We start from the raw sequence: 10,043 nt of genomic DNA on the forward strand, positions 1-10,043 counted from the left end.
TCAGTCCCACCACAGGTCGAGGATTGGACTGGAATCCACGGCTCGGACGAAGGAGTCAACTTTGGGGAAGCCACCTTGCTCATAGGAGTCGGGGCAGGCCCTGTAGACCTCCGCGAGAAGGCTCATGACTTCGGGACGGTGCAGGCCTTGCGGTGGCATCTGGAACATCAAACGCAATCGCGTGTGCGGTGCCATGGGACGATGTTAGGCGGGCTGGAGTTGGCGCACGCCGCGCTCGTCAGAGCGCCTATTCCGCTGCCGGCGATAATGCGCCACATCATCGTGCAGGCGTCCACTACTTCACTTCGAGGCTGTGTCAGTAGGTGGTCGGACGGAGCGTGGTGGTAGGGCGTGTGTCCGGATCCGTCGCACTGAGCGAACCATGATCGGGAACGTACTTGTTGATCGGGAACTGCGTTCTCCTGCAAACGACTGCGGGCGGGTCCCAGTTGTTTGTGGGAGAAGTACGTTCTTGGTGGAAAGCGCAGTTCTCGGTGCTCACACCTGGCCACCCTGCGCCGGTACAGAGGCAAGCCCGGGTCGGCACGGCGCTTATTGGCTCTCGGAGGCGGTGGCCGACGACGTTGCATGCCCGTTGCAGTGGAGGGACTTCTTGGGGCGTCTCTGACCCCGTCCGGGTCTTTACTCCAAGAGGTTCGGGTGCCATTGGCCAGGGGCTGGCCCTACTGCACAAGGGTGGAGTGCTACTGGCCGACAGGTGGGTGTACTCCACAAGGGTCCAAGTTGCGTGCAGTACTGATAACCCTTGGTCAGTACCTCCCCACCCTCGTGCAGTAGCCGACCTGAACAGGCCCCGACCAGAAGCGACCCGCTGATCGAGCACTACAAGGGCCAGAAGAGGGGCTGGGGTGTCCAGATCTGTGACAAAGGGTCAGATCGTTGTCATCCAGACGGAGCGCAACCGCATGATTCCAAGGTTTTCCATGATGCGGTCTGGGAGCTGGAGGTCCTTTGTCACAGATCTGGACACCAACAGGCCGATTCCCTCGATGTCCTGAGGCATCACACCGCCAGGACCGATGGTGCACCGTCGGCGATGTGCGGTCCATGGAGTGTGCGAGTATGTGATCGACTGGTCGATAAACGCCATATGCTGGATCGACGGCACCAAATTGCCGGACTGGCGGGGCGCCACATGGGCTATCAGAACAGTGCCGACTGCCGGGCTGACGGCGTAGTAAGGCCGGTTCTCATGGCGCAACAACGTGTTGCTCGACGCCGCGGTCGGGCCGTGGTTACCTGATGAGCGTGGCCATGCAGAGGGCTGCGGAAGAGAAAGGGACCAGCATGAGTATCGGAGAGGTCATCAGCGCAGCCCGGGAGGCTCAGGGAATGACTCAGAGCGACCTGGCGGGCAAAGTCCTCGTCACCCGCCAAGCCGTCTCGAGGTGGGAGACCGGGGTGACGACTCCGGGTGTCGATATGTGCAAGCTCCTCGCCGGCGCGCTCGACGTTCCGGTCACACGGCTTCTGGAGATGCCCCCGGAGCCATGCTGTCAGAGCTGCGCTCTCCCCTTGAGCAATGAGACGGACTACGGTGCCGAGTCCGACGGCACAAAGTCGGAGGAGTATTGCACCTGGTGCTATCCGGACGGAGCCTTCACTGGAGAGGAGTCGCTCGATGCCTTCATCGAGCACAACGCCCCTTATGTGGCCGAAGGGATCGGCATTTCTCGGGACGAGGCCATCTCTTACCTGGCTGTCGTCCTACCGACTCTCAAGCGGTGGGCTCCCCGGTGACGAGGCAGACGAGGCTACGGCACTGCAGGTGACTCTGTCGACCGGGAGCTAAGCAGAGCCACCTTCTTCTATGACGCACCATGTTCCTGCTCGAGCGCTTCCCTCTCTTCTCAGACGCCCCGAGCGGCGCAGGTCGGAGACAATACGTTCCGCTGTTCTGTGCGCGCACTCTAAATGGCCTGCCAGATCGGCAATGGTTGTTGCACTTGGGTCAGCTTTGAAGAACGAGAGTGTCCGTTCCTGACGATCCTGGGCCGGAGAGTCTGATGCGTAGGGGATGAGCGCATCTCTGATAATCGTGAGCATGAAGGTGACAAAGGAATCGCTCGTCCCTGCCGTGTTGGAGCTCGCGATCGCTGCGTAGTAGTCGGCCTGGCGTCCGCGGATCACACTTTCAATCGGTAGCCAGGCCAATAGGGATCTCCAGTGAGACAGCAGCAGCGTGTGCCATAGGCGCCTGGTGCGGCCGTTGCCGTCCGCGAAGGGGTGGATGAACTCGAACTCGTAGTGGAAGATGCAGGACACCAGCAGAGGGTGAAGGTCGGTTGACGACATCCAGCCGAACAAGGCAGAGCTTGTCGATCTCGGCGGTGCGATTCAGCGGTGGCTCGTAGCCCATCTGTTCTCCTCTGAGATGCTCTCGGCTTGTCGGGAGACCGCAATATTGTCAGTGTGACGACGATTACCGCCATACTTTACCGCCAGTGGCGGTAATAGGGGGCGTGGTTGGGCTAGACGAGCTCCCCGGTGACGAGCCGGACGAGGTCGCGCCGAGCCCGATGCCCCTCAGGAGTGGGGAACATCGGGTAGACGTGGTTGAGCCCCTCGCCGACGTGCAGCGTCGAGTCGACCCCGGCCTCCAGGAGCTTGGCGTGGAAGAGCGCATTGTCCGGCAGGAAGATCTCCCGGGTCCCCACGAAGGTTGTCACCTTCTTCAAGCCCGACAGGTCGCCGTAGATGGGGGAGAGGTGCCAGTCGATCGGCGGCGTGTCTCCCGCCCAGCACCGCCCGATCTCGGCGAGGGGCTCGGGAGCCATGAGCGGGTCGGCGTCGACGTAATCGGCGATCTCCGGGTTGGTGTTGGTGATGTCGACCCAGGGTGAGATGAGGGCGAGTTCGTCGGGTTGGGCGTCGCCGGCCTCGGCCAGGGACAGGGCGATGACCGCCGCCAGGCCTCCGCCCGAGCTATCACCCATGAGGACGATCCGCTTACCCGGGTTCTCGGCGACCGCGCGCCGGTAGAGGTCCAGCACCAGCCAGTGCGCCTCCTGCCAGGTGTGATGGGGTGCCAACGGATAGAGCGGCATGATGAAACCGGCCCCCGTCCTGCGGGCGAGGTGGTCGACCAGCCAGGCATGAGCCGAGACCGCCGTCGAGATGTATCCGCCGCCGTGGAGGTAGATGACGATCGTGTTCGACGGCGTATGCGGGCGGACGTAGTAGACGGGCATGCCCGAGTCTTCGCGCCGCTCCAGGTCGTAGAAGAAGCGCCCCCAGGAGGGGAAGGCGACGGCTCGACGAGGCTCGGGACGGCTGGCCAGGCGGGCGATCCGGTTGGCGATCGACATGCGGGCGTACACCATCTTGACCGGCCGGGTGCTGTACTCCGCCAGGCTCGCCGCGGCCGAGCGCCTATAGCGCTTGCGGGAGTAGAGGCTAAAGGCGCCCACCGTCAGACCGACGCTGGCCATGCCGACGGCGATCCTGCTCCTGCTGACCGCCCTGAACATCCTCATGATTCCTCCGCTCCGCAGGACACAGAACACTGTCCGAAGACATCTCCGGATCCGGTGCCCGCCTCACCTATCGTAGGCATCAGAACCCCGTGATGATGGGGCAGACCGAGCCCTTTCGCTCAATGCGGAGGCCTGCATGCGGCGTCACCGTCGGCATGACAAGGAGAGAAGTCGATATGGAAACCTACGAGATCGATCACCTCAACGCCGTCCGCGCCCTGACCCCCGAATGCATGGTGCTGCTGCGCTCCAACGGCGCCTTCCCCCTGGCAGAACCAGGCGAGATCGCCCTGTTCGGCTCCGGCGCCCGCGGCACCATCAAAGGTGGAACAGGCAGCGGTGACGTCAACTCCCGCCATGTCACCAGTATCGAGGAAGGTCTGGAGGCGGCCGGCTTCACCATCGTCACCAGGCCCTGGTTGGAGGCCTACGACCGCGTCCGCAACCAGGCCCACGAGGACTTCATCGCCGGCATCAGGGCCGAGGCCGCAAAGCGCGGCGTCCCCGCCATCATGGTCGGCATGGGCTCGGTCATGCTCGAGCCCGAGCACACGATCCCACTCGACGTCCAGACCGACGCCGCCCCGGAGACGGCCATCTACGTCCTGGCCCGAACCTCCGGGGAGGGCAGCGACCGTACCCCCGAGGCCGGTGACCTCAGGCTCACCGCCTCCGAGATTCGCGACATCCGCTCCCTGAACGAGCGCTTCGAGAGCTTCCTCCTCGTCCTCAACGTGGGTGGCGTCGTCGACCTCAGCCCGCTGGGCGACGTCGGCAACGTCCTTCTGCTCTCCCAGCTCGGCGCCTGCATCGGCGACGCCTTCGCCGACGTCCTCCTGGGCCGGGCATACCCCTCCGGCAAGCTCGCCACCACCTGGGCCGCCGGGGACGAGGCCGACCAGATCGGCGACTTCGGCGACCCGGATGACACCTACTACCGCGAGGGCATCTACGTCGGCTACCGCTTCTACGACTCGGTCGGCAAGGAACCGCTCTTCCCCTTCGGATTCGGCTTGGGCTACACGACCTTCGACGTCGAAACCCGCCAGGTGAGCCTCGACGGGGCGCGCGTGAGTATCGATGTCGATGTCACCAACATCGGTGAGCGCCCGGGCAAGGAGACCGTCCAGGTCTACGCCGGTGTCCCGGCCGGACGCCTCGACCAGCCGCTCCAGGCGCTGGCCGGCTTCACCAAGACCGACGAGATCGCCCCCGGCGCCACGGCGCATATCACCATCGACGTCGACCTGACCGACCTGGCCTCCTACGACGAGGCGGCCCATGCCACGGTTCTGGAGGCAGGCAGTTATCTGCTGCGGGTGGGAACCTCCAGCCGGCAGCTGAGTCCCGTCGCCGTCGTCGACCTCTCCCAGGACGCAACCGTGCGACGCCTGGCCGGCGACCTGGGGGATCCCGGCTTCATCGACTGGAAACCCGAGACTCCGGCAGCCCTCGACATTCCAGCAGGCCTGCCGGTACTCGTCGTCGACCCGGCCCACCTGCGCCGACCGGACGGCGCTGCGCCTGATGCGCGGCCGGCCCCAGAGGGTTTCGACAAGGCGCTCGCCATGGCCCGGGGGCTCTCCGACGACGAGCTCATCCATACCGTCCTGGGCGACTACCGCCGCGGCGAGGAGTCCGGCTCCGTCATCGGGGCCGCCTCCACCACCGTCATCGGAGCGGCGGGCCAGACCACTACCCGGCTCCCCGGCCTGCCCAGCATCATCATGGCCGACGGGCCCGCCGGCCTGCGCCTGGCCCCCACCTACGGCGTCGACGCCGAAGGCCCCTTCTCCCTGGGCGACTCCAGTCTGCCCGCCACCTTCCTCGAGCTCATGGACGACGCCGGACGCGAGGCCCTCGGCATCGCAGACGCCCCCGAGCCCCGCGAACCCGCCGAGATCCGCGAGCAGTACACCACCGCCATCCCCATCGGCACCGCGCTCGCCCAATCCTGGAACCCGGCACTTGCCCAGCGGCTCGGAGACGTCGTCGGAGCCGAGATGGAGCGCTTCGGCGTCCACCTCTGGCTCGCCCCCGCCTTCAACCTGCACCGCTGTGTCCTGTGCGGACGCAACTTCGAGTACCTCTCTGAGGACCCGCTGCTGGCCGGACGCATCGCCGCCGCCATCACCCGCGGCGTCCAGGCCCACCCGGGGCGGGGCGTGACCATCAAGCACCTGGCCTGCAACAACCAGGAGACCAACCGCCTCAACTCCAACAGCCGGGTCAGTCCGCGCGCCCTGCGCGACCTCTACCTGCGCGCCTTCGAGATCTGCGTGCGCCAGGCCCGGCCCGCCGCCATCATGACCTCCTACAACCTCATCAACGGCGTTCACACCTCGGAGTCGGCCGAGCTGCTCGAGGTCATCCTGCGTCAGGAGTGGGGCTTCGACGGCCTGATCATGACCGACTGGGTCGTCGATGGCATGACCCGCAGCGACATGAAGCACCCGCGCGCCACAGCAGCAGCCACCGTCAAGGCCGGTAACGAACTCTTCATGCCCGGAGGCGAACCGGACCGAGACGATCTCCTGGCCGCGCTCAGGCGGGGGAGCGACGCTCGGCCATCGGCCGGGCGGACCGAGCCGGATGACGGCGGTGCGGACCTGACGCGCGCCGAGCTCGAGAAGCAGGCCGCCCGCGTCATCCGCATGGTTCGGAGGCTTGCCGACCCTGGAAGCCGGATACGTGAAGAAATTGAGGCCGGCCGCCTCTTGGGCCAAGAGTAGGGGCGAATCGGCGCAGCCGACGTACGTGCTCACTTCGCGCGGAAAGCCGCTGGCGGGATGTGAGAGAACCTGCCGCTCGAGCGACCGGCCTCCGGGTCTGCGACGTGCCGCCGTTTCAGTCAGTGAGAAGGTTCAGGAAGGTTCTTGGTCCCTTGTGGCACCCCGACGGCCCCGGCATGGTTCATAGCAGCCACGTAGTCCGCTCCGACGGCGCCACGTCGGCAGGCCCGCCGGAGGATACAAGGAGGAATCACGATGACCAATCTGTTCGACCTCAGCGGGAAGGTGGCAGTCGTGGCCGGGGCAAGCTCGGGCCTCGGTGCAGACGCCGCCCGCGCCTACGCCGAGCACGGCGCTGACGTTGCCCTGCTCGCCCGGCGTCTTGAGCGTTTGGAAGCTCTACGCGAGGAGATCCGGGCGACTGGGCGCCGTGCACTCGCCGTCCGCTGCGACGTCACCAGCGAGGAGAGTTGCCGTGACGCCGTCGAGAAGGTGGTGGAGGCCTATGGGCACATCGACATCCTTCTCAACAACGCGGGGGTTGCCGTGCGTGGCGGTGTCGATACCCTCTCGGAGACCGACTGGGACCGTTCCTTCGCCACCAACGTCAAGGGCATGTTCCACGTCAGCAAGTACGTCGTGCCCCTTATGCGTGAACGCGGATACGGCAAGATCGTCAATATCGCCTCGGTCAACGCCGTCATCGCTGACAAGCAGGACGTGTTCATCCGCCACGCCTACAACGCCTCCAAGGCTGCGGTCCTGGGACTCACTAAGGGAATGGCCTGCTCTTACGCCCGTTACGGGATTACCGTGAACGCCATCGGGCCGGGGCTGTTCGCCTCCGAAATGACCGAGAGCACCCTGTTCAAGAGTGAGGAGTTCCTAACGGCCTACAACGCGCTGAACCCCGCCGGCCGCCCCGGTGACAAGAACGAGCTCAACGGAACGATCCTCTACCTCTCCTCTGATGCATCCAGTTATGTTCAGGGACAACTCATCCTCGTCGACGGCGGCATGGCACTGGTCTGAGAGGTCGCCCCGTTGTGAATCCGGCGACGGGACGTAGAGAACCTATCGCCAGGGCGGCCGACGTGACATGCTCAGGTCGAGCCGCCCACACATCGTAAGGAGCCCTCCATGGCGCTGACGCCCCAGGCACGCGAGACCTTCACCAGGCTGTTTGGGGCGGAGCCGCAGCCCCACCCCACCGATCCCGAGCTCTTCGACATCCTCCAGAACGAGATCTTCGACGAGGCCTTCTCCACGGGCGTCCTCACCGACGTCGAGCGCGAGCTGCTCACCATCTCCGTTCTGACCGCAATGCAGACCCTCCCGCAGCTCAAGGCCCATGCGGGCGCCGCCCTCAACATCGGCGCCACCCCGCTCCAGCTGCGAGAGACCATCTACCAGTGCGCCCCCTACATCGGCTTCCCCAAGACGCTCAACGCCATCGACATCGCCAACGAGGTCTTCGAGGCGCACGGTATCTCCCTGCCCCTAGAGAACGCCGGCACCGTCGACGCCACCGACCCCAGCGCCCGCGAGCAGGCCGGCGCCGCCATTCAGGCCCCGCTGTACGGCAACGAGGTCAGGGAGGTCTTCTCCGCCCTGCCCGAGCCCTTCGACAAGTTCGTGCCCCACCTGCTGACTTCCTCGGCCTTCGGCGACTTCGCCACCCGCGGTGGGCTCGACGTTGCCCAGCGCGAGCTCGTCAGCCTCGTGGCCATCGCCGCCATCGGCGCCCTCACCCAGCTGCGCCCGCACGTGGCCGGGGCCATCAGGGCCGGCTCCTCCCGCCAGAAGGTGGCCGCGGCGCTGGTCCAGGTCATGCCCTACATCGGCGGCCCCTACGCGCTGTCCGGCCTGGTCCTTGTGGCCAACTACGACGAGAACACCTCCTGGGAGGCCTACCGCTGAGTCCTCGCGTCCTCACCCGGCCTGGTGGCCCGTCTACGATGGCCGCCGGGCCGGATTCTTGTTGCCGGCCCAGCACAGCAAGGAGAGCATGTGACGACGACGCAGCCCTACCTCTCACGGCAGGTCACCTTCACCGCCCAGGGGCAGAGGATCGGAGGACTGGCCTACCTCCCGCGCTCGGCGTCGTCGGTCCCCGCGCCCCTGGTCATCTGCTGCCACGGCATGGAGGGCTCCCACACCCGCGTCGCCCCCATGGCGCGGCGCTTCGCCGCCGCTGGGGCCGTGGCCGTCTGCTTCGACTTCCGCGGGGGCGGCGGCAGCGCCAGCCAGGGAGAGACCACCGCGATGTCTGCCCTCACCGAGCTGGCCGACCTCGAGGCCGTCCTCACCGCCGCCTGCGCGTGGCCTGAAGTCGATGCCTCCCGAGTCGCCCTGTTCGGGCTGAGCCTAGGGGGAGCGGTCGCGGCGCTCGCGGCCGCCCGCCACCCCCAGCGGATCACCGCGCTGGCCCTGTGGTACCCGGCGCTGAAACTGGGGGAGAACCTGCGCGCCGCCTTCCGCACTCTGGCGGCCGTGCCCGAGGAATTCGACTGGACGGGCACCCGCCTGGGGCGCGCCTACGCCGTCGACGGCTGGAACCTGGAGGTCGGGGCCGAGCTGGCCTCCTATCGCCGTCCGGTCCTCATCGTCCACGGGGATCAGGACCGCTCCGTGCCCATCGAGGTCTCCCGGGCCGCCGCGCGCACCCTGCCCGACGCCGAGCTCGTCACCATCCCCGGCGCCGCCCACGGCTTCGGCGACGCCAATTGGGAGGAGGCCATACGCCGCACCACCGGCTTCCTGGCCTGGAACGGCGTCCTGGAGGAGGACTGAACTGCGCGGCCGGGCCGCGGGGCTCGGACGAAGTGTCCGGTTTCCTGATGGCACTGGTGCCCGAATCGCCGGCATCGCAGAATTGACCGCATGAGCGCATACGAGACGGCGGACCTGACCAGCGTCAGCAAGACGATGCTGCTGACCCTCCACGCCAGGGCGGAGCACACGCTCTCCGACCGCCCGCACTTCACGGACCCCGCCGCCGTCGAGCTCGTCTCCCGGCTCGACTACGACTTCACCATGGCCAGACAGGACCGGCTCATGGCCGACGGTGTCGTGCTGCGCACGCTCACGCTCGACCCGCTCGTGGCCGGGTACATGGCCACCCACCCCGGCTGCACGGTGGTCAACATCGCCTGCGGGCTCGATACCCGCTTCCAGCGCCTCGACGACGGGCACGTCACCTGGTACGACCTCGACCTGCCCGACGTCATCTCGCTGCGGCACCGACTGCTCGAGGACGGCGAGCGTCACCGCACCATTGCCGCCTCCGCCCTCGACCCCGCCTGGCCCGACCAGCTGGAGGACAGCGAGGCGAGCAGCGATGTGCTCGTCATCATCGAGGGACTGAGCATGTACCTCGAGCAGGACGAGGTGCGCTCTCTTATGGACATCATCGCCGCACGGCTGCCCGGTGCGACGGTTCTCATCGAGGTCATGCCCCGCCTGTTCCAGAAGTACGGCCGGGAGCGCTCGGTCGAGGACGCGGGGGCGCGCTACACCTACGGCTGCTCCAGTGCCGCCGAGTTCCACCGGACGGTCGCCCCCGGATTCACGCTCCTCCACGACGTCCCCTTCACCAGCACCATTGCGCGCTACCACCCCGTGCTCGCGCCCCTGGTGCGGTTGCCTCTGGTGGGCGGGCTCTCCGAGCGCATCGTGGTGCTGCGGGCGCCGGCCGCCTGATGACGCATTCTTGACGGGGACGCCTCTCGCGTAGGGGCGCACAATCCTCCGGTCGGGGACATCCTGCGCGTAGGGGGACAGGAATCCTGTCGGTGGGGTCAGGTGGTGTTTG

9 protein-coding genes are annotated in these 10,043 nt (G+C 66.6%); 6 read left to right on the forward strand and 3 right to left on the reverse strand.

Annotated elements, in window-relative coordinates:
* Window positions 1-195, reverse strand: coding sequence for a DUF4253 domain-containing protein (locus FK256_RS11660; RefSeq protein ID WP_141424859.1), 195 nt, complete (start codon window positions 193-195; stop codon window positions 1-3).
* 1,113 nt (window positions 196-1,308) lie between these two features.
* Between FK256_RS11660 and FK256_RS11665 the strand changes: the two genes are divergently transcribed.
* Complete coding sequence (locus tag FK256_RS11665) at window positions 1,309-1,761, forward strand: zinc ribbon domain-containing protein (RefSeq protein WP_170197959.1); 453 nt, start codon at window positions 1,309-1,311, stop codon at window positions 1,759-1,761.
* Window positions 1,762-1,809: 48 nt separating this feature from the next.
* Here FK256_RS11665 and FK256_RS11670 read toward each other — a convergent pair whose 3' ends face one another.
* Entirely contained in the window at window positions 1,810-2,358 is a 549-nt protein-coding gene (locus tag FK256_RS11670; RefSeq protein WP_280525788.1) for a Fic family protein, read from the reverse strand.
* 134 nt (window positions 2,359-2,492) lie between these two features.
* On the reverse strand, window positions 2,493-3,497 hold the full coding sequence (locus tag FK256_RS11675; protein WP_141424861.1) for an alpha/beta hydrolase: 1,005 nt from the start codon (window positions 3,495-3,497) through the stop codon (window positions 2,493-2,495).
* Between the two features lie 176 nt (window positions 3,498-3,673).
* On the opposite strand from FK256_RS11675, the gene FK256_RS11680 reads away from it, so the two are divergent.
* The 5 genes from FK256_RS11680 (at window position 3,674) to FK256_RS11700 (ending at window position 9,931) form a co-directional block, all read left to right on the forward strand.
* Window positions 3,674-6,229 (forward strand): glycoside hydrolase family 3 protein, encoded by a 2,556-nt coding sequence (locus tag FK256_RS11680; RefSeq protein ID WP_141424862.1) that lies wholly within the window; start codon window positions 3,674-3,676, stop codon window positions 6,227-6,229.
* A gap of 255 nt (window positions 6,230-6,484) precedes the next feature.
* Window positions 6,485-7,261, forward strand: coding sequence for an SDR family NAD(P)-dependent oxidoreductase (locus FK256_RS11685; protein WP_021605574.1), 777 nt, complete (start codon window positions 6,485-6,487; stop codon window positions 7,259-7,261).
* 108 nt (window positions 7,262-7,369) lie between these two features.
* Window positions 7,370-8,149: a carboxymuconolactone decarboxylase family protein gene (locus FK256_RS11690; RefSeq protein ID WP_141424863.1), complete on the forward strand. Its 780-nt coding sequence runs from the start codon at window positions 7,370-7,372 to the stop codon at window positions 8,147-8,149.
* Between the two features lie 90 nt (window positions 8,150-8,239).
* On the forward strand, window positions 8,240-9,022 hold the full coding sequence (locus tag FK256_RS11695; protein ID WP_141424864.1) for an alpha/beta hydrolase family protein: 783 nt from the start codon (window positions 8,240-8,242) through the stop codon (window positions 9,020-9,022).
* A gap of 90 nt (window positions 9,023-9,112) precedes the next feature.
* Window positions 9,113-9,931: a class I SAM-dependent methyltransferase gene (locus FK256_RS11700; RefSeq protein WP_141424865.1), complete on the forward strand. Its 819-nt coding sequence runs from the start codon at window positions 9,113-9,115 to the stop codon at window positions 9,929-9,931.
* Window positions 9,932-10,043 lie beyond the last annotated feature (112 nt).

The sequence above is a fragment of the Actinomyces johnsonii genome (assembly GCF_006546835.1).
GTDB classification, from domain to species: domain Bacteria; phylum Actinomycetota; class Actinomycetes; order Actinomycetales; family Actinomycetaceae; genus Actinomyces; species Actinomyces johnsonii.